At 72.3% G+C, this 19,742-nt stretch carries 18 protein-coding genes; 7 read left to right on the top strand and 11 right to left on the bottom strand.

The genetic code is table 11. The features are described from left to right. Positions 1-450: 450 nt before the first annotated feature. The 4 genes from NKJ47_RS12730 to ptsP form a co-directional block, all read right to left on the bottom strand. A complete protein-coding gene (locus NKJ47_RS12730) occupies positions 451-1,725 on the bottom strand; it encodes a carbohydrate porin (RefSeq protein ID WP_254458246.1) in 1,275 nt (424 codons plus the stop codon). Positions 1,726-1,817: 92 nt separating this feature from the next. After that, on the bottom strand, positions 1,818-3,554 hold the full coding sequence (locus tag NKJ47_RS12725) for a PTS fructose transporter subunit IIC (protein WP_254458245.1): 1,737 nt from the start codon (positions 3,552-3,554) through the stop codon (positions 1,818-1,820). Between the two features lie 55 nt (positions 3,555-3,609). Further along, the gene (gene pfkB, locus NKJ47_RS12720; RefSeq protein WP_254458244.1) at positions 3,610-4,563 is read right to left on the bottom strand and encodes a 1-phosphofructokinase; all 954 of its coding nucleotides are present in this window, start codon (positions 4,561-4,563) and stop codon (positions 3,610-3,612) included. After that, entirely contained in the window at positions 4,560-7,073 is a 2,514-nt protein-coding gene (gene ptsP / locus NKJ47_RS12715) for a phosphoenolpyruvate--protein phosphotransferase (protein ID WP_254458243.1), read from the bottom strand. Before ptsP ends, pfkB begins: the two co-directional genes overlap by 4 nt. A gap of 162 nt (positions 7,074-7,235) precedes the next feature. Between ptsP and NKJ47_RS12710 the strand changes: the two genes are divergently transcribed. Next, positions 7,236-8,216, top strand: a complete 981-nt coding sequence (locus NKJ47_RS12710; protein WP_254458242.1) for a LacI family DNA-binding transcriptional regulator — start codon at positions 7,236-7,238, stop codon at positions 8,214-8,216. 108 nt (positions 8,217-8,324) lie between these two features. Here the strand turns inward: NKJ47_RS12710 and NKJ47_RS12705 are convergent, their stop codons facing one another. Next, positions 8,325-8,498 (bottom strand): hypothetical protein, encoded by a 174-nt coding sequence (locus NKJ47_RS12705; protein WP_254458241.1) that lies wholly within the window; start codon positions 8,496-8,498, stop codon positions 8,325-8,327. A gap of 16 nt (positions 8,499-8,514) precedes the next feature. Then, positions 8,515-8,838 (bottom strand): transposase, encoded by a 324-nt coding sequence (locus NKJ47_RS12700; protein WP_254458240.1) that lies wholly within the window; start codon positions 8,836-8,838, stop codon positions 8,515-8,517. A gap of 365 nt (positions 8,839-9,203) precedes the next feature. On the opposite strand from NKJ47_RS12700, the gene NKJ47_RS12695 reads away from it, so the two are divergent. From NKJ47_RS12695 to NKJ47_RS12680, 4 genes are all read left to right on the top strand, one after another. Continuing rightward, positions 9,204-10,493, top strand: a complete 1,290-nt coding sequence (locus tag NKJ47_RS12695) for a nucleotide sugar dehydrogenase (protein ID WP_254458239.1) — start codon at positions 9,204-9,206, stop codon at positions 10,491-10,493. 159 nt (positions 10,494-10,652) lie between these two features. After that, positions 10,653-12,275 (top strand): FMN-binding glutamate synthase family protein, encoded by a 1,623-nt coding sequence (locus NKJ47_RS12690; RefSeq protein WP_254458238.1) that lies wholly within the window; start codon positions 10,653-10,655, stop codon positions 12,273-12,275. A 17-nt stretch (positions 12,276-12,292) separates the two neighbouring features. Next, on the top strand, positions 12,293-12,769 hold the full coding sequence (locus NKJ47_RS12685) for a GNAT family N-acetyltransferase (RefSeq protein WP_254461419.1): 477 nt from the start codon (positions 12,293-12,295) through the stop codon (positions 12,767-12,769). 128 nt (positions 12,770-12,897) lie between these two features. Further along, a complete protein-coding gene (locus NKJ47_RS12680) occupies positions 12,898-15,084 on the top strand; it encodes a diguanylate cyclase domain-containing protein (protein ID WP_302329794.1) in 2,187 nt (728 codons plus the stop codon). A gap of 74 nt (positions 15,085-15,158) precedes the next feature. On the opposite strand, the gene NKJ47_RS12670 is transcribed toward NKJ47_RS12680, so the two are convergent. The 4 genes from NKJ47_RS12670 to NKJ47_RS12655 all read right to left on the bottom strand — a co-directional run bounded on the left by NKJ47_RS12670 (position 15,159) and on the right by NKJ47_RS12655 (position 17,460). Then, on the bottom strand, positions 15,159-15,338 hold the full coding sequence (locus NKJ47_RS12670; protein ID WP_254458237.1) for a hypothetical protein: 180 nt from the start codon (positions 15,336-15,338) through the stop codon (positions 15,159-15,161). After that, positions 15,305-15,601, bottom strand: a complete 297-nt coding sequence (locus tag NKJ47_RS12665) for a hypothetical protein (RefSeq protein WP_254458236.1) — start codon at positions 15,599-15,601, stop codon at positions 15,305-15,307. Before NKJ47_RS12665 ends, NKJ47_RS12670 begins: the two co-directional genes overlap by 34 nt. A gap of 142 nt (positions 15,602-15,743) precedes the next feature. Beyond that, on the bottom strand, positions 15,744-17,003 hold the full coding sequence (locus NKJ47_RS12660) for a TIGR03862 family flavoprotein (protein WP_254458235.1): 1,260 nt from the start codon (positions 17,001-17,003) through the stop codon (positions 15,744-15,746). A gap of 13 nt (positions 17,004-17,016) precedes the next feature. Further along, positions 17,017-17,460, bottom strand: a complete 444-nt coding sequence (locus NKJ47_RS12655) for an FKBP-type peptidyl-prolyl cis-trans isomerase (RefSeq protein ID WP_254458234.1) — start codon at positions 17,458-17,460, stop codon at positions 17,017-17,019. A gap of 66 nt (positions 17,461-17,526) precedes the next feature. Here NKJ47_RS12655 and NKJ47_RS12650 point away from each other — a divergent pair, with 66 nt between their 5' ends. Together NKJ47_RS12650 and NKJ47_RS12645 are read left to right on the top strand one after the other, a co-directional pair. After that, positions 17,527-17,892 carry a DUF6164 family protein gene (locus tag NKJ47_RS12650; RefSeq protein WP_254458233.1) on the top strand — a complete coding sequence of 122 codons (366 nt, stop codon included), beginning with the start codon at positions 17,527-17,529 and terminating at the stop codon, positions 17,890-17,892. A gap of 116 nt (positions 17,893-18,008) precedes the next feature. Then, on the top strand, positions 18,009-18,764 hold the full coding sequence (locus tag NKJ47_RS12645; RefSeq protein WP_254458232.1) for a sulfurtransferase: 756 nt from the start codon (positions 18,009-18,011) through the stop codon (positions 18,762-18,764). Between the two features lie 138 nt (positions 18,765-18,902). Here the strand turns inward: NKJ47_RS12645 and NKJ47_RS12640 are convergent, their stop codons facing one another. Then, positions 18,903-19,709 (bottom strand): SDR family oxidoreductase, encoded by an 807-nt coding sequence (locus NKJ47_RS12640; RefSeq protein ID WP_254458231.1) that lies wholly within the window; start codon positions 19,707-19,709, stop codon positions 18,903-18,905. Between the last annotated feature and the right edge of the window lie 33 nt (positions 19,710-19,742).

The raw sequence follows: 19,742 nt of genomic DNA, 5'->3' as shown, positions 1-19,742 counted from the left end.
CTCGTGCGTTCTGGGTTCCGCTGGACTGCGTGCGTGCTTGCGTGCGTGTGGGCGGCCAGCCAGTGGCCTGCGCACGGCGGCTGGTCCTGGCCCGCGGTCAGCGGCGCGTGGGGACGGTTGCGCCGCCGGCAATGCGGTCGAGCGTGCCGCACCTGCGCTCCACGCGCGTTCGCCCCGGCTGGCGCCGGCGCTGTGCCCGGTTTCCCCGCGGAAGCGGCCCGAGTCGTACCTGGCAAGCGGATGCGGCCGGGCGCCAGGCCCTCTCGCGATGGCGCCTGCCCGCAGCCGACGGCGAACCTGCGGCAACACGGGGGTCGCCGCCGGGACATCCAGCGGGCGCCTCGGCAAATCACAACGTTCGCCGAGACATGCACCTCAAGGCGGCCGAATCACCTCAGCCGCGGTGCCCCGCTTTTACGATTCCCCCCTCCCGATTCCCGATTCCCAGCCTCAAAGCGCCCAATCCAGCCGCAAGCCGGCCACCAGGGCATTGGGCAGGTCGCGGGTGCGCGAGGGCTCGTTGAACTGGTCCGGATGCACGATGTAGTGCAGGTTCGGGGCGATGCGCAGTTTCGGGGTCACCTCGATGCCGTAGCTCAGTTCCATCATGGTCTGCGCGCGGTGCGGGGTGCCGCTGCCGCCGGCCGCGGCGCGGGCCAGGCGCAGGTCCTCCAGGGCGTCGTCGCTGTAGTGCTGCTGGGTGACGACGAAGGCGATGTTGTCGTTCGGGCGGCTGGCGAAGGTGCCGCGCTGGACCAGGCCCAGTTCCAGGAAGTGGTCTTCGATCAACTGCCCGGAGGTGCCCTTGAGCACCGAGCCGAACAGCACCAGGCCGCGGTTGCTGTCCGGGTCGGGGCGGGTGACCTGCTGTTCGAAGCGGAAGAACGCGCCGGAGCGGCCGTTGCGGGTGGCGTAGTCCAGCCCGCTCAGCCGCGACGGGTTGCCGTTGCGGTCGTTGAGCGGATCGCGGTAATCGGAGTTGTCCTGCCAGCCGCCCAGCTCGTACAGCGCCGGCAGGCGCGCGCCGCTGGCCTGGGTGCTGTAGCCGATCGCGTAGGGCACGATCACCCCGGTGCGGTCGTTGGTGCTCCAGTTCAGGCCGTGCTGGCCGCGCTCGGCCTGGATCGGGTTGACCTCGTAGGCGCCGACGTGGACGTAGACGTTCGGCGTCACCCAGGCCTTGGCGTGCGCGGCCCAACTGGACACCGGCCAATAGGTGAAGTTGCTGGTGCGGAACACGAAGGTCGGGTTGCCGCAGGCCGAGTTGCCCTGGAAGTAGCCGCACAGCTCCGATCCCAGGAAGTGGATGTTGGCCACGCTGCGGCCGGCTTCCAGTTCCAGGCGGTCGTTGAACAGCTTCTGGTCGATGGTGAAGTTGGCCAGGCGCGTGCCCTGGCCGCCGTAGATTTCCTGCACCGAGGTGCTGTTGCCGATGTTGCCGTTGGCCAGGTTGGTGCCGTGGCGGTTGATGCCGTAGACCTTCAGCGTGGCGCCGTTCCAGCCCATCAGCCGTTGCAGGTCCACGTCGGTGCCGAACATCAGCTGTCCGGCATAGGCGCTGCCCTGGTGCTTGCCGCCGTCCAGCGAGACCGCGGCCTCGCCGGTGTAGGCGAGCTTGGGCGTGAACGCGTCGCTGGCGTCCTGGGCGTGGGCCAGCGGCGCGGCGAGGGCGAGCGCCAGTGGGGCGAGGGCGAAGGGCAGGCGCGAGACGAGGGAATGGGACATGGGTGGGACTCCTCAGCAAGGGAAGGCCGGCGCGCCGCCCACGGCGGCGGGGAGGGGCATCGCCAGGGCGACGCGCCGGCGCATGGACGGGACTAGGCGACGACCGGCTTCTTGAGCACCCGCAGCGCGACCGCGGTGACCACGGTGCCGGCGAGCAGCGCCACCAGGTACATGCCCAGGTGGGTGACCGCATTGGGGATCGGCAGCACGAACACGCCGCCGTGCGGCACCTTCAGCTCGGCGCCGGCGGCCATCGAGATCGCGCCGGCCAGCGCCGAGCCGAGCATCAGCGCGGGGATGGTGCGCAGCGGGTCGCGTGCGGCGTACGGGATCGCGCCTTCGGTGACGAAGGCCAGGCCGAGCACGCCGGTGGCGGCGCTGCTGCCGCGCTCGTCCTGGGTGAAGCGGTTGCGGAACACCCAGGTGGCCAGGGCGATGCCCAGCGGCGGGGTCATGCCGGCGACCATCGCCGCGGCCATCGGCGTGTACACCTGGCTGGCGATCAGGCCGGTGGAGAAGGCGTAGGCGGCCTTGTTGACCGGCCCGCCCATGTCGAAGGCCATCATCGCGCCCAGCAGCAGGCCCAGCAGCACCGCGCTGCTGCCCTGCATGCCGCGCAGCCATTCGGTCAGCCAGGCCAGCAGCTCGGCCACCGGCTGGCCGACCACGTAGAGCATGGACAGGCCGACCAGCAACGTGCCCAGCACCGGCAGGATCAGCACCGGCTTCAGGCCTTCCAACGTGCGCGGCAGCTTGATCGCCCGGTTCAGCGCGGCCACGCCGTAGCCGGCGATGAAGCCGGCCAGGATGCCGCCGATGAAGCCGGCGCCGAGGTTGGCCGCGACCATGCCGCCGATCATGCCCGGGGCGATGCCGGGGCGGTCGGCGATGGAGTAGGCGATGTAGCCGGCTAGCGCAGGCACCATCAGGGTGAAGCCGGCCTTGGCGCCGATCTGGAACAGCGACCAGGCCAGGGTGCCCTTGTGCGCGTCGTCGAAGGCGTAGATGCCGCCGAGCGCGAACGCCAGTGCGATCAGCAGGCCGCCGGCGGTGACGAACGGCAGCATGAACGACACGCCGGTCATCAGGTGCTTGTACGGCCCCGCGGAGCGCCCGCCCTGGGCCTTGGCCGGGGCGCCGCCGCCGTTGCCGGCGGCGTGCACGCTGGCCTCGGCCAGGGCCTTGCGGATCAGTGCCGGGCCGTCGTTGATCGCCGGCTTGGTGCCGCTCTTGAACAGGCGCTTGCCGCCGAAGCGGCCCAGGTCGACCTCGCGGTCGGCGGCGATCAGCACCAGGTCGGCGGCGGCGATCTCCTCGGCGCTGAGCGCGTCCTGCGCGCCGACCGAGCCCTGGGTTTCCACCCGGATCTGGTGGCCCAATGCCTTGGCCGCCTGCTGCAGGCCCTCGGCGGCCATGAAGGTATGGGCGATGCCGGTGGGGCAGGAGGTGATGGCGACGATGCGCTTGCTGCTGCCGCCGCCGCTGCCATCGCTGGCGGCCGTGGCGCCCACGGCGGCGTCGGACGCCGCCGCGGCCAGCAGCGGCGCCAGCACCGCGCCGGCGTCGGCCAGCACCGCGTCCAGCGCGCTGCGCTGCACGCTGCGGCCGCCGAAGCGGGCGGCATCGGCGTCGCCGTCGCCGACCAGCAGCAGCGGCGCGGCGGCGGGCGCCGCGGCCAGGTCCAGCGGGGCGATCACGCCCTGCGGCGTGCGCACCTCGGCCTGCAACACCGCGCCCCGCAGCGTGGCGGCATGGCGCAGCGCCTCGGCGGCGAGGACGGCTTCGGTACTGCGATCGCCGGCGGCGATCACCACGAGAATCGGATTCATGCGGGCTCCCGATGAGCGCAAGAGGGCGCGGCGCACAGCGGCGACGCGGCGGAAGTCATGACAGGGTCTCGAGGCCGACCGCGGCGGCCAGCTCGGCCAGGCGCTCGCGCGGCAGGCGGCGGGCGACGCCGCTGCCCAGCGTGGCCACGGCGAAGGCGGTAGCCTGGCGCGCGCAGGTAGCCAGGTCGGCGTCGGCGCGCAATGCCGCCACCAGGCCGGCGACCATCGCGTCGCCGGCGCCGACGCTGCTGCCGCCGGTCACCTGCGGCGGCTGCGCCAGCAGCGCCTGCTCGCCGCGCACGAACAGCGCGCCGTCGCTGCCCAGCGACACCGCGACCAGGCCGATGCCGCGCGCCAGCAGGGCGCGCGCGGCGCCGAGCAATTCGGCGGTGCTGGCCAGCGGCGCGCCGGCCCACTCCTCCAGTTCGTGGCGGTTGGGCTTGATCGCGAACGGCAGTTGCGCGCGCGGGGCGTCCAGTGCGGCGTGCAGCGGCGCACCGCTGGTGTCCAGCAGCACCCGCGCGCCGGCGGCCGCGGCCTGCGCCTGCAGGTGCCGCCAGGTATCCGTGGCCAGGCCGCCCGGCAGGCTGCCGCAGAGCACCACCGGCAGGCCGGGGCGCAGCAGGTCGGCCAGGCGCGCGCCGATGGTGTCGAGCTGCGCCTGGTCCAGCGCCAGGCCGGGCAGGTTGATGTCGGTGGTGGCGCCGCTGTCGGCGGCGACCAGCTTGAGGTTGGTGCGGGTGTCGCCGGGCACGCGCAGGCAGCGGTCGTCGATGCCGCGGGCGGCGAACAGCGCCTCGAACGCCTGCGCGTTGTCCGCGCCGAGCGCGCCGAGCGCGGCGCAGCGCAGGCCGGCGTCGGCCAGGCAGGCGGCGACGTTGATGCCCTTGCCGCCGGCGATGGCGTGGGCGCTGCGCGCACGGTGTACCTGGCCCGGTTGCAGCCGGTCGATCGCCACGGTCAGGTCGATCGCCGGATTCAGGGTGACGGTGACGGCATCGACGCTCATGCGCCGGCTCCGCCGTCGAGCGCGCGCACGTCCGCCGCGCTCTCGCAGTCCAGCGCGCGCTGCGCCAGCGCCTGCAGCGCGTCCAGGCGGCTGCCGCGCAGGCGCGCCTTCACCGCCGGGATGTCGTTCGGGGTCATCGACAGCTCGTGCACGCCCAGCCCGGCCAGCAGCGCCGCGCCGAACGCATCGCCGGCCAGCCCGCCGCACACGCCGACCCAGCGGCCGTGGCGCGCCGCGCCCTCGACGGTGGTGCGGATCAGCCGCAGCACCGCCGGATGCAGGCTGTCGGCCTCGGCGGCCAGGTCGGGGTTCTGCCGGTCGATGGCCAGGGTGTACTGGGTCAGGTCGTTGGTGCCGATCGAGAAGAAATCCGCATGCCTGGCCAGCGCGTCGGCCTGGATCGCCGCCGCCGGCACTTCGATCATGATGCCCAGCGGCACCTCCGGCGCCTGCAGTTCCGCACGCAGGCGCTCGCATTCGGCGCGCAGCGTCAGCAGTTCCGCGACCGAGGTGATCATCGGGAACATGATCGCCAGGCGCGCGCCGTCCTTGGCCGCGCGGTACAGCGCGCGCAGTTGCGGTTGCAGCAGGTCGGCGCGGCGCAGCAGCAGGCGCGCGCCGCGCACGCCCAGGAACGGGTTTTCCTCGCGCGGCAGGTTCAGGTGCGCGACCTGCTTGTCGCCGCCGATGTCCAGCGCGCGCACGATCAGCGCGCGGCCGTCCAGCGCCTGCGCCATCGCCGCGTAGGTGGCGTACTGCTCGTCCTCGCTGGGGGTGCTGCCGCGCTCCAGGAACAGGAATTCGGTGCGCATCAGGCCCACGCTCTCGGCGCCTTGCGCCAGCGCCGCGGCGACCTGCTCGGGCAGGTTGACGTTGGCGCCGATCTCCAGGCGATGGCCGTCCTCGGTCTGCGCCGGCTGGTTGCGCTGCTCGGCCTCGCGCGCGCGCAACTGCTGCTGTTCCTCGATGTAGGCGCGGGCCGAGGCCAGGTCGGCCTCCGACGGCGCCAGGTACAGGCGGCCGCTCGTGCCGTCGACGATGACCGTGGCGCCATCCTCCAGATCCAGCAGGTCGGCGCCGCCGGCGACCAGCGCCGGCAGGCCGAGGGTGCGCGAGAGGATCGCGGTATGCGAGGTCGGGCCGCCCACCGCGGTGGCCAGGCCGAGCACGCGGCTGGTGTCGAGGTGGGCGGTGTCCGACGGCGACAGGTCGTGCGCGAGCAGGATGCACGGCGCGGTCGGCAACTGCTCCAGGCTGCCGCCGGCCAGGCTCGGATCCAGCTGCGCCAGCACCCGGCGGCCGACATCGCGCAGGTCGCTGGCGCGGCCGGCGAGCACGGCGTTGCCCAGCGCCGAGAGCCTGTTGGCCAGGCGCTCGACCGACTGCTGCCAGGACCAGGCGACGCCGTGGCCCTCGACCATCAGCTGGCAGGCCAGGGTGATCAGGTCGGTGTCGTTGAGCAGTTCGGCCTGGGCGCGGAAGATCGCCGCGTCGCCGGCGCCGAGGCGGCGCCGGGTGTCGTCCTCGATGGCTTGCAGTTGCGCGCGGGTGCGCTGCAAGGCGTCGTGCAGCAGGGCGCCGCCGTCACTCAGCGGCACCGGCGTGTCCGCCACCGCGACCTCGTGGCCGGCCAGCTTGTGCACCACGCCGATCGCCAGGCCCGGGCTGGCACCGATGCCGACGATGGCCGGTTGCGCCTGCGGCGGGGTCCAGCCGGCGAGCGGTGCGGCGCGGCGTTGCGCGGCGGCCTCGGCGTCGGCCTGCTCCTGCGCGGTCAGGGCGTCGATCACGCTGCGCAGCCGCGCCAGCGCCGCGGCGGCATCCTGGCCTTCGGCCGAAATGGTCACGCTGTCGCCGGCGTGCAGGCCCAGTTGCAGCAGCGACACCAGGTTCTTGGCGTCGCCGACCTGGTCGCCGGCGCGCACCTGGATGCGGGCGGCGAAGCCGCGCGCGGTTTCCACCCAGCGCGTGGCCGGACGCGCGTGCAGGCCGGTGGGATAGCGCACGGTCCAGTCGAAGCGCTCGGCCAGGTCGCTGGCCGGCGCGGTGGGCGCGGCCGGGGCCGCATCCTCGCTCAGCGCGGCGACGATCGCCTGCGGGTCGTCGCTGGCGAACAGCGCCTCCAGCCGCGGCTGGTCCTGGATCAACCGGGTCAGCCGCCGCAGCAGGGCGATATGGGTGTCGGACTGGGCGGCGATGGCGACCACCAGGTGCGTGGTCTGGCCCGGGTTCCACTCCACGCCGTCGCGCAGCTGCAGCACCGCGATGCCGTCGCGGCGCACCAGGTGGCGGTCTTCGCCGGTGCAGTGCGGGATCGCCACGCCGTGGCCCAGGAAGGTGTTGGCCAGCGCTTCGCGGCGCAGCATGCTGGCCTCGTAGGCCGGCGGCACGCAGCCGGCGGCGACCAGCAACTGCGCCGCCTGGGCGATCGCGTCGGCCTTGTCGCGGGCCTGGACATCGACCCGGACCAGATCGCTGGAAACCAGGGGGGAGGAGGGCGTCTGGGACACGCGGAATCCTTGAGGGTGGGCGGCGAGTGGCGCGCAGTGTGGGAACGTTCCCAGTCAATCGTCAATGTGCAGTGCACAAATCCTTCGGAAATGCCCGGTGTTACCATCGGCAAACGCCAGCCGACAGGGGGTCGAAATGAAAATGATGCGGGAACGTTGCCAGTGAGCGTCAGCATCCATGACGTGGCCCGGGTCGCTGGCGTCTCGACCTCGACGGTATCGCGGGCCCTGGGCCAGGGCCCGGTCAGCGAGGAAGTGCGGGCGCGGGTGGAGGCGGCGGTGCGCGAAACCGGCTACCGCCCCAACCTGATGGCGCGGCGGCTGCGCTCACAGCATTCCGGCGTGATCGGCCTGATCGTCGCCGACATCCGCAATCCGTTCTTCACCGCCGCGATCCGCGCGGTCGAGGACGTGGCCTACCGCGCCGGCATGCGCGTGATCCTCTGCAATACCGACGAAGACCCGCAGCGCGAGGCGTTGTATCTGCAACTGATGCAGGAGGAACGGGTCAGCGGGCTGATCTTCGCCCCCACCCGCACCACCCAGAGCCAACTGGGCAAGTTGGCCTTCGACCATCCGGTGGTGCTGCTGGACCGCGCCGGCAAGGGCGGCGCGCACGACAGCGTGGTGCTGGACAATGCCGCGGCGATGGCCGCGCTGGTCGATCATCTGGTCGCCCGTGGCGCGCGCCGCATCGGCGGTCTGTTCGGCAAGACCAGCAGCACCGCCGCCGAGCGCCGCGACGGCTATCTGGAGGCGGTGCGCGGGCACGGCCTGGCGCCGGACTACCGCGAGGTGACGCCGAGCGCCGAAGCGGCGATCGCCGAGGTCCAGGCCTGGCTGGCGCAGGCGCCGCGGCCGGACGCGCTGGTGGCCAGCAACAGCCTGCTGCTGATGGGCGCGCTGAAGGCGGCGCGCGGTGCCGGCCTGCGCATTCCGCAGGACCTGGCGCTGGCCGGCTTCGACAACGAAAGCTGGACCGACCTGGTCGAACCCGGCATCACCGTGATCGAACAGCCGGTGGAAGAGATGGGCCGCACCGCGATGTCGCTGCTGCTGGAGCGGATGAACGCGCCTGCGCTGCCGACCCGCAAGGTGGTGCTCAGCGGCCGCTGCATCGTGCGCGGATCGAGCCTGCGTTGACCGCCGCGGGGCTTTGTCCGCTGCCCGCGCGCAGGTGAGGGGGAGCGCGCGGGGCGCTGCGGCGACCCTGATCTGCCGCAGCGGGGGCCTCGCGGATCGCCTGCTCGCTCATTCGCTGCCGTCCGGACGCGGATAGTCGTGCTCGGGATCGGCGTGGTCGTGCTTGGGATCGCTGTCCGGTTGGTCGCGCTCTTTCCACTGCGCGTCGTCGTTGCGCAGCTTGTCGGGCGTGTGGCTGCGCTGCTGCGAATCGTGGGCGTTGTCGCGGTTGGGCGTTGCCATGGCGGGACCTCGTGGATCAGGCGGGGGTATGCGCCGGATCGGGATTGTGGTCGCGCTGCTCGGACCCGTCGAAGCGTGCCCAGCAGGCCACGACCAGGGTTTCGGCATCGCTCCAGGCGATGCGCGGCCAGGGATGCTCGGCGTCGTAGCGCTGACGCAGGCGCTGCAGTCGCACGTCGTTGGATTCGCGCGGCAATTGCAGGAACACGTCGCAGGCCATCTTGATCAGGCGCGCATGCTCGCTGAACGACTGCGACCCCAATTGGCCCGCCGCGTGCAGCGCTTTCCAATGCGCCAATTCGGCTTCGACATCCACGAGCAGGCTCGGAGCGTGACTCACGCGAGTTCTCCTTGAGTGAGAGGGATAGAGGGAGGCGGGTGGTGCCCCCCTGGCAACGACCGCTGCACCACCCTAGGCGGTGGCGCGTAAAGGCGAGGTGGTGCTCATGTGGTGTGCATGACAAAACCCTTGCGGGTGTCGCCACAAAGCGTGATGCCCACCGCCGACTTTCACGCATGGCGTCGTGAAGGCGGCCATCGCCGCGCGTGAAGACGCACCACGCGCGCGAGCGCGCTGTTCCGCGGATCGGCTTGGTCTGCGCCGCTCGCACGCCTTACCATGGGCGGCGTCCGCGTGCGCGGGCGCCCCGACTTCCACCATCACGCGCCGACGGCCGCCGCTGCCGGCGCCCGTAAAGGACTGGCATGCCCGTTGCCCCTGTGCTCGATTCCGCGCCGCCGCGCATCGCCGTGATCGGCCTGGGCTACGTCGGCTTGCCGCTGGCGGTGGCGTTCGGCGCCCGCCACGACACGCTCGGCTACGACATCGACGCGCAGCGCGTGGCGCAACTGCGCGCCGGGCACGACCAGACCCTGGAACTGGAGGCCGAGGAGCTGCGCGCCGGCGTGCACCTGCGCTACAGCGACGACGCTGCGGCGCTGCGCGACCGCAACGTGTACATCGTCACCGTGCCGACCCCGATCGATGCGCACGAACAGCCGGACCTGCAGCCGCTGCGCCAGGCCAGCGAACTGCTGGCCGGCGTGCTCAAGCGCGGCGACCTGGTGATCTACGAGTCCACCGTCTATCCGGGCACCACCGAAGAGGTGTGCGTGCCGCTGCTGGAGCAGGGCTCGGGATTGCGCTGCGACGTCGATTTCCATTGCGGCTACAGCCCGGAGCGGGTCAACCCCGGCGACCGCCAGCGGCGCCTGGCCGACATCCGCAAGATCACCTCCGGCTCGAACCCGGCCGCCGCCGACGCGGTGGATGCGCTGTACGCCGGCATCATCGCCGCCGGCACCTGGCGCGCACCGTCGATCCGCGTGGCCGAGGCGGCCAAGGTGGTGGAGAACATCCAGCGCGACGTCAACATCGCCCTGGTCAACGAGCTGGCATTGATCTTCGACCGGCTCGGCATCGACACCCAGGACGTGCTGGACGCCGCCGGCACCAAGTGGAACTTCCTGCCGTTCCGGCCGGGCCTGGTCGGCGGCCACTGCATCGGCGTGGATCCGTACTACCTGCTGCACAAGTCCGAGAGCGTGGGCTACCACCCGGACCTGATCCACACCGCGCGCCAGGTCAACAACCGGGTCGGCGCCCACGTCGCCGCGCGGGTGCAGGCGCTGCTGGCCGGCAAGGGTGTGGCGATGGCCGAGGCCGCGGTGCTGGTGCTCGGCGTCACCTTCAAGGAGAACTGCCCGGACCTGCGCAACAGCCGCGCGCTGGAACTGGTGCAGGCACTGGCCGCCGCCGGCGCCCGCGTCGATGCCTGCGATCCGTGGGCCGATCCGCAGGCGGCGCAGGCGCACGGCGTCGACCTGTCGCCGGAACCGGTGCCCGGCCGCTACGACGCGGTGGTGCTGGCGGTGGCGCACGCGGCCTACCGCGACCTGGACGCGGCGCAGATCCGCGCGCTCGGCAAGCCCGGCCTGGTGGTCTACGACGTCAAGTCGGTGTGGCCGCGCGCGGCGGTGGACGACCGCCTCTAGGCACGCCGCCGGGAGCGGCTGGCCGTTCGCGCGGCGGTGTGGCGCGGGAGGCGAGCATCGGCAAGCTGTACCCGGGCGGAGCGGACCTCGCCGCCACTGCCGCGCCCGACCCGCGACACCCTCTACACTCGCCGGATTCCGACTCCTGCGAGGAACGCGATGCACCGTTACCTAGCCTATATCGCCAGTTGCGTGCTGCTGGCGCTGTCCATCGCCCTGTGCGCGATCTGGCCGCTGTGGGGCTGGGCCGTGGCGGCCTTCGCGATCCTGGCGGGACTGGGCACCGTGGACCTGCTGCAGACCCACAGCACCCTGCGCCGCAACTATCCGATCCTGGCGCATTTCCGCTACGGCCTGGAATCGGTCGGCCCGGAGATGCGCCAGTACTTCCTGCAGAGCGACATCGAAGAGGCGCCGTTCTCGCGGCAGCAGCGCGCCCTGGTCTACCAGCGCGCCAAGAACGTGATGGACGTGGTGCCGTTCGGCACCCAGCGCAGCACCTACGCGCCGGATTACGAATGGATCAACCATTCGCTGGCCACCAGCGAGATCGCCGACCACGATTTCCGGGTCACCATCGGCGCGGACTGCGCGCAGCCGTACGCGGCCAGCGTGTTCAACATCTCGGCGATGAGCTTCGGCGCGCTGTCGGCCAACGCCATCCGCGCGCTCAACGCCGGCGCGCGCCAGGGCGGCTTCTACCACGACACCGGCGAGGGCTCGATCTCGCCCTACCACCGCGAGTGCGGCGGCGACCTGGTGTGGGAGATCGGCTCGGGCTACTTCGGCTGCCGCGACGAGGACGGGCGCTTCGACCCGCAGCGCTTCGTCGCCAACGCCACGCTGGAGCAGGTCAAGATGATCGAGATCAAGCTCTCGCAAGGCGCCAAGCCGGGCCACGGTGGGGTGCTGCCGGCGGCCAAGGTCAGCGCCGAGATCGCCGCCACCCGTGGCGTGGCCATGGGCCGCGACTGCGTGTCGCCGTCGCGGCATTCGGCGTTCTCCACGCCGCTGGAACTGCTGCAGTTCGTGGCCCGGCTGCGCGAACTGTCCGGCGGCAAGCCCACCGGCTTCAAGCTGGCGATCGGCCACCCCTGGGAGTGGTTCGCCATCGCCAAGGCGATGCAGGAAAGCGGCCTGTACCCGGATTTCATCGTCGTCGACGGCGCCGAGGGCGGCACCGGCGCGGCGCCGGCGGAATTCATCGACCACGTTGGCGTGCCGATGCACGAGGCCTTGTTGTTGGTGCACAACACCCTGGTCGGGCTGGACATCCGCGAGCGCATCAAGCTCGGCGCCGCCGGCAAGATCACCAGCGCCTTCGACATCGCCCGCACCCTGGCGCTGGGCGCGGACTGGTGCAACGCCGCGCGCGGCTTCATGTTCGCGCTGGGCTGCATCCAGTCGCTGAGCTGCCACAGCGACCGCTGCCCCACCGGCATCGCCACCCAGGACCGTCGCCGCTGGCAGCATCTGGACCCCACCGACAAGGCCACCCGGGTCGCGCACTACCACGCCAACACGCTCAAGGCGCTGCGCGAACTGCTCAGCGCCGCCGGGCTGACGCATCCTTCGCAACTGGGGCCGGAACACATCCTGCGCCGCATCTCGCAGGTGGAGATCCGCTCGCTGGCCTCGCTGTACCGCTACCTGGAGCCGGGCGAGCTGCTACGCACGGTGCCCGACCACGCGGTCTTCCACGACTACTGGGGCGATGCGCGCAGCGATTCGTTCCAGCCGCCGGAGCGGATCCGGCGCCTGCGCGACAGCAAATCGGAATGAGCGACACGGCGCTGCCGGTGCGGTTGCGGCCTGGGCTGCACGAGGACATTCCGACGCTGTGGGCGTTGCGCACCCGCTGCGTGCGCGAGGTCTGCAGCAGCCATTACCCGCCGGAGGTGATCGCGCGCTGGTCGGCGGCGCCGGCGCCGGCCGGGTACCGTGCCCTGGTCGCTGCCGGCGGCGACCTCGTCGCCGAGGATGCCGCCGGTCGCGTGCTCGGGTTCGGCATCGCCGACCTGGCCGGTGCCGAGATCGACGCCCTGTTCGTCGACCCGGCGCTGCGCGGTGGCGGCCTCGGCCGGCGCCTGCTGCAGGCGCTGGAGCAGCGCCTGGACGCCTGCCCGCGCATCCATGTGGCGGCGGCGCTCAATGCGGTGCCGTTCTACCGAGCGCAGGGCTATGCGGTGGTGCGCGAGGGGCGCTATCCGCATCCCAGCGGGATCGCCCTGGACTGCGTGTTCATGGAGAAGCCCGGCGCGACGGCGCCACGCTGAGGTCGGTATCCCACAACATCGCGCCGATGCGGCGGCCGCGGCTTTTTTGCGCTGCCGCATCCGCGGCGCATGCTCGCCATCGCTGCCGCCGCCCGCTATCGTGCCGGTTCCTCCTCAGCGTCCTGCGCATGAACCAGCCCTCGGTCCCCGACGTCCTTCCCGCGCCGTTGCCCGACGACGAGGCCGAACGGCTTCGCGCGCTGGCGCAACTGGGGATGCTGGACACCGCGCCGGAGGCGGTCTTCGACGACCTGATCTGGCTGACCAGCCAACTGTGCGAGGCGCCGATCGCAGCGGTCTCGCTGATCGACGAACGCCGGCAATGGCTCAAGGCCAGTTGCGGCCTGCCGGCCGACAACACCACCTATCCACGCGAGCTGGCGTTCTGCGCCCACGCGCTGCTGTCGCCGCAGCTGCTGGAAGTGACCGACGCGACCATGGACCCGCGCTTCGCCCGCAACCCGCTGGTGCTCGGCGCGCCGCACATCCGCTTCTATGCCGGCATGCCGTTGCTCGGCGACCGGGGCCACATCTACGGCACCCTGTGCGTGATCGACCTGCACCCGCGGCAACTGGACGCGCGCCAGCGCGAGGGCCTGCAGCGGCTGGCCAGGCAGGTCACCGCGCATCTGGAGGCGCGCCGCGACGCGCGCATCGCCCACGACCAGGCCAAGACCCTGAGCCTGTTGCTGGAAACCATGCCCGACGGCGTGGTGTCGTGCCTGGCCGACGGCACGCTGGGCGAATTCAACCAGGTCGCGCGACAGTGGCACGGCGCCGATCCGCGCGCCTTGCCGCCGGCGCAATGGCCGCAGTACTTCGACCTGTTCGATGCCAGCGGCCAGCGCCTGCTGACCAGCGACGAGGTGCCGCTGGTGCGCGCCTGGCGCGGGGAATCGGTGCGCGATGCGGAAATCGTGATCGCCGCCAAGGGACAACCGTCGCGCAGCGTGCTGTGCAACGCGGAGCGGTTGTACGGCGGCGATGCGCGTGGCCTGGGCGCGGTCTGCGTGATGCGCGACGTCAGCGCCGAACGGGCGGCGTCGCACGCGGCGCTGCTGGCCGGGCAGCGCTTCTCCGGCGCCTTCTCGGCGGCCGCGCACGGCATGGCGCTGGTGTCGCTGGAGGGGCGCTGGCTGGACGTCAACGACGCCTTGTGCGCGATGCTGGGCTACAGCCGTGCGGAGCTGCTGGCGCTGCGTTTCCAGGACATCACCCACCCGGACGATCCGGCCGAGGATATGGAACTGGTGGCGGCGTTGATCGCCGATCGCGCCAACGAGTACCGCATCGAAAAGCGCTACCGCCACCGCGACGGCAGCAGCGTGCGTGCGCGCCTGTCGGTCTCGCTGGTGCGCGACGAACAGCGCCGCCCGTTGCATTTCGTCACCCACATCCAGGACATCACCGAGCAGCACCTGGCCGAACATCGCCTGCGCGACAGCGAGGCGCAACTGCGCACCATCGCCGACAACGCGCCGGCGCTGATCGCCTACCTCGACCGCGACCTGCGCTACCAGTTCGTCAACCGGCCGTACGCGGAATGGTTCGCGCTGGCGCCGGAGCGCATCGTCGGCCGTCGTCTGCACGAGGTGCTGGATCCGCAGCAGTTGGCCCTGCTGCAACCGCACCTGTCGTCGGCGCTGCAGGGCATGCCGGCGCAGTTCGACGCCGAGCTGTGCGATGCCGCCGACACCTTGCGGATCATGCACTTCAGCCTGATCCCGGACGTGGCGCTGGCGCCGCAGCGGGTCGGCCTGCACCTGATGATCAGCGACATCACCGGGCAGACCCGGCTGGCGCGGTTGCTGGAGGAGCGCGCACTGCGCGACGAACTGACCGGGCTGCCGAACCGGATGGCCTGGAACCAGACGCTGCGGCGGCGCATGAACGAGCGCCGCGGCCAGGGCCAGGTGGCGGTGATGTTCCTGGATCTGAACGACTTCAAGAGCGTCAACGACCGCTTCGGCCATCACGTCGGCGATGCGCTGCTGGTGCATTTCGCGCGCTTGCTGCAGGGCTGCCTGCGCGGGCAGGACAGCATTGCCCGGCTGGGCGGCGACGAGTTCGTGGTCCTGCTGGAAGGGCTGGCCGACGCCAGGCGCGAAGTGCTGGCCGCCGCGGCGCGGATCATGGACGCGTGCGCGGAGGGCTGCGTGGTCAGCGGCCGGCCGCTGCCGCTGCAGCCGAGCATCGGCATCGCCGTGCAGGCCGGGCCCGGCTTCGATCCGGTCCTGCTCACCCAGCGCGCCGACGAGGCGATGTACGTGGCCAAGCGCGATCCGCAGGCGCGGGTGCAGATCGCCACGCTTTGAGCGCGGTCCGCTGACGCCATCCCGATGTCGGTGCCTGCGGCGACGGCGCCCGACGCCGACGTGCCGCGCCGCGGCTACCGCGTGGCGTCCGCGGCGACGCGGCGGAACGCGAAGTGCGCGTCGCCGGCGTCGAGCGTGCCCTGGTCGGCATCGCCGGGCGTATCGAAGCGGATGACGATGTCCTGCGCGCTCAGGAAGAACGCATGTTCCGACGCGGGAATCAGCGGGTACGCCTGGTCCTTGCGCAACTCCACCAGCAGGCGCCCATGCGCTTCGCGGATCTGGAACGTGCCCAGCTCGGCGATGGCGAAGTTGCCGACGAAGCGCCGCCCGGCACGTGCAGCGCGCGCATCTGTTCGCGCAGCGTCAGCCGTGCGCCGGCCTGGTCCTGGGCGACGACGGCCGGCAACAGGCCGTGCTCCACCTGCCGCCTCGTCTGGCCGGAACCTGGCGCGGCAGTGGCGGCGAGGGCGCTGGCGGCGATGCCGAGCGCGAGGAAGCGGATCGATGGACGCATGCGTCGCTCCAGGCGGGAGATGCGCTGCGCACCGCGAGCCAGCCGCGGTCGCCACGGCCCTGCAGGGATACGACCTGCGGCCACAGCGTCGACAGGCCCGAAGGTCACTGGCCGTTCCGGCCAACCGCCGCGCCGGCGTCGCTCAGGCGGTGGCGCGCTGCAGCCAGGCCACCGCGCCGCGCCCGGCGCGCACGCCGCTGGCGAAGCACGCGGTGAGCAGGTAGCCGCCGGTCGGCGCTTCCCAGTCGAGCATTTCGCCGGCGCAGAAGGTGCCGGGCAGCGCCCGCAGCATCAGTTGCGCATCCAGCGCCTCCAGGCGCACGCCGCCGGCGCTGCTGATCGACTCTGCCAGCGGGCGCGGGCGCAACAGCGTCAGCGGCAGGCGCTTGAGCGTGGCCGCGGCCTGCGCCGGGTCCTGGCCGGCCTGCTTGCCGAGGATCTCGAACAGCAGCGCCGCCTTGACCCCGTCGATGCCGGCCTGGCGGCGCAGGTGCTCGCCGAAGCTGCGGCCGCCGCGCGGCTTGCCCAGCTCGGCCTGCAGCCGCGGCAGGTCCCGGCCGGGAGCCAGGTCCAGCCACAGCGTGGTCGGTCCGTGTGCGGCGATGGCCTCGCGCAGGTCCGCGGCCAGCGCATAGATCAGGCTGCCCTCGATACCGTGCTCGCCGACCACGCATTCGCCCTGCAGCGACTGCGCGCGGCCCTGCGCATCGTGCCAGTGCGCGACCACCGGCTTCAGCGGCGCGCCGGCGTGGCGTTCGCGGAAATGCACGCTCCAGTCCACGTCGAAGCCGCAGTTGGCCGGCTGCAGCGGCGCCAGGTCCACGCCGCGCGCGCGCAGCGTGTCCTGCCAGGCGCCGTCGGAGCCGAGCTGCGGCCAACTGCCGCCGCCCAGCGCCAGCACGCAGGCATCGGCCTGCACGCGCTGCTCACCGTCGGCGCCGGCGAAGCGCAGCGCGCCGTCCGCGTCCCAGCCCAGCCAGCGCTGCTGCACGTGGAAGCGCACGCCGGCGTCCTTCAGCCGCCGCACCCAGCCGCGCAGCAGCGGCGCCGCCTTGCGGTCCAGCGGGAACACCCGCCCGGAACTGCCGACGTAGGTCTCCACGCCCTGCGCCTGCGCCCAGCCGCGCAGCGCGTCGGCATCGAAGTCGGCCAGCCAGTCGCCGACCGCCGTCGCGCGCTCGCGGTAGCGCGCGACGAAGCGCTCGAACGGATCGGAGTGGGTGAGGTTGAGGCCGCCCTTGCCGGCGATCAGGAACTTGCGTCCGACCGAGCCCTTGGCCTCGTACACATCGACCTCGGCGCCGGCGGCGCGTGCGGTCTCGGCGGCGATCAGCCCGGCCGGGCCGCCGCCGACGATGGCGAGGCGGCCGCGCAGCGGCGCGGCGTGCTTGCTGGCGGACATCGGCGGGTGCGGCTCAACGCGGCTGGACATCGAGCAGTTCGACCTCGAACACCAGCGAGGCGCCCGGTGGGATCACCCCGCCGGCGCCGCTGGCGCCGTAGCCGTAGTCCGACGGCAGCATCAGCAGGCGCTTGCCGCCCACGCGCATGCCGGCCACGCCCTCGTCCCAGCCGCGGATCACCTGGCCGGCGCCGAGCACGAAGCTGAAGGGCTGGCCGTGGTCGGCGGAGGTATCGAACTTCTCGCCGCGCTTGTCCTTGGCGTGCTCGTCGTACAGCCAGCCGGTGTAGTGCACGGTGACGCGGCTGCCGGGACGGGCTTCCGCGCCGTCGCCGACGCGCTCGTCGGTGGCCTGGAACGCGGCGATGCTGCCGCCGGGCGGCGGCCCCGGCGGCGTGCAGCCGCCGAGGAGCCAGGCCGGCAACGACAGGCTCAACAGCAGCAGGATTCGGCGCATGCGGGAGGTCCACGGCGGGCAGGGCGTGCAAGGGTAGCGCATCGCCGCAGCGGCTATCATCGGCGCATGGCCAAACTGCTGCTCAATCTGCGCCACGTGCCCGACGACGAACGCGCCGAGGTCTGCGCGCTGCTCGACGCCGCCGGCATCGGCTACTACGAAACCCGCGCCGGCACCTTCGGCATCTCCGCCGGCGGCATCTGGTTGCGCGAGGACGCTGAGCAGCCGCGGGCCAAGGCGTTGCTGGCCGAGTACCAGGCCAGGCGCGGCGAACGCGCCCGCGCCGAGCGCGCCGCGGCGCTGCGTGACGGCAGCGCCGAGACCTTCGCCAGCCTGCTGCGGCAGCGCCCGCTGTTCGTGCTGGCGACGCTGCTGGGCATGCTGCTGGTGGCCTCGCTGGTGCTGCTGCCGTTCCTGCTGCTGCGCGGTTAGCAGCGGCGTTGATGCTTGGGGCGAGGCATCAACACGCCGCCCCGACGCACCCGTGCGCGCAAGGGGCGATCGGTATCCCTGCAGCGGTCATAGGTCGCAGGCTCTAAAATGGGCCGATGATCGCCAACACCGCCGCCTACCACTTCGTCGCCATCGCCGATCCCGACGCGCTCGCCGCGCAATTGCACGCCTGGGCGCAGGACGGCGAGCTGCGCGGCACCATCCTGGTGGCGGGCGAGGGCATCAACCTGTTCCTGGCCGGCGCGCCGGCGGCGATCGACGGTTTCTACGCGCAACTGCGCGCCGATCCGCGTTTCGCCGATCTGCGCGTCAAGACCAGCCCCAGCGCACAGCAGCCGTTCGCGCGGCTGAAGGTCAAGGTCAAGCCGGAGATCATCAGCTTCCGCCGCGACGCCGCCTCGCCCTTGGCGGCGGCGCGCGCGCCGGCGGTGGCGCCGGCCACGCTGCGGCGCTGGCTGCGCCAGGGCCACGACGACGCGGGCAAGCGCGTGGTGCTGCTGGACACGCGCAATGCGCAGGAAGTGGTCCATGGCACCTTCGCCGGCGCGCTGACCCTGCCGATCGTCAAGTTCACCGAGCTGCCGGAGGCGCTGGCCCCGCATCGCGCGGCGCTGGCCGACGCCACCGTGGTCAGCTTCTGCACCGGCGGCATCCGCTGCGAAAAGGCGGCGCTGTGGATGCGCGCCGACGGCATGGACAACGTGCTGCAGCTGGACGGCGGCATCCTCGGCTACTTCGAGGAAGTGGGCGGCGAGGGCTACGACGGCCGCTGCTTCGTTTTCGACGAACGCGTGGCGCTGGATCCGCAGTTGCGGCCGCTGGTGGACGTCGTGGCGTCGGCCAGCGATTGATTGCCGCGGCGGGGATTCGGGAGTCGGGATTGGGGATTGGCAAAGGCGGTTTGCTGCCAGATGGTGCACTCGGCCCGTCAGGTGAGGCACCAGCCGCTCCAACGACTCCCCATTCCCGATTCCCCAATCCCCACGCCGTCAGGCGTACTGCATCTTGCGCGTCATCCCGCCGTCGACCACGAAGTCCTGGCCGGTAATGAAGCCGGCCTGCGCCGACAGCAGATAGACCGCCAGCGCGCCGATGTCCGGCGGCGTGCCGACCCGCCCGGCCGGGTGCTGCGCATGGTCCTGCCGCGACAGTTTGGGGGCGCGCCGCGCGGTCGGCTTGCGCCAGGCGTCGGTGGCGATCCAGCCCGGGCTGATGCAGTTGACCCGCACGTCCGGACCGGCGCTGATCGCCAGTGCATGGGTGAACGCCACCAGCCCGCCCTTGGACGCGGCGTAGGCCTCGGTATCCGCTTCGGACTGCTGCGCGCGGCTGGAGGCGATGTTGACGATGGCGCCGCCGCCGGGGCTGTCGCGCAGTGCCGGCAGCGCGTGCTTGCTGCACAGGAAGGCGCCGCCCAGGCTCGCTCCCAGCCGCCGGTTCCATTCGCGCAGCGACAGCCGTTCCAGCGGTCCTGTATGCGGATCGGCGATGCCGGCGTTGTTGACCAGCCCGTCGATGCGGCCGAACCGGGCCAGTGCGGCATCGACGAAGCGGCGCACGTTGGCCTCGGCGGCCACGTCGACGCGGCGGAACAGCAGGCGCTCGCCGGCGTCGAGTTCGGCCACGCAGGCGCGTCCGGCGTCGGCGTCGAGATCGCAGAAGGCGACCCGCCCACCAGCGCCCAGCACCGCTTGCACCACGCCGCGGCCGATGCCCTGGGCACCGCCGGTGACCAGTACCACGCGGTCGCGCAACGGCAGGGCGGGAACGGGGGCGGGCGGCGGAATCAGCGACATGGGGGTGACCAGGCAAGGGCAGGGGGCGTCAGC

The sequence above is a fragment of the Xanthomonas sacchari genome (genome assembly GCF_024266585.1).
GTDB lineage: Bacteria > Pseudomonadota > Gammaproteobacteria > Xanthomonadales > Xanthomonadaceae > Xanthomonas_A > Xanthomonas_A sacchari_C.
This window is presented reverse-complemented; position numbering and strand designations above follow the sequence as displayed.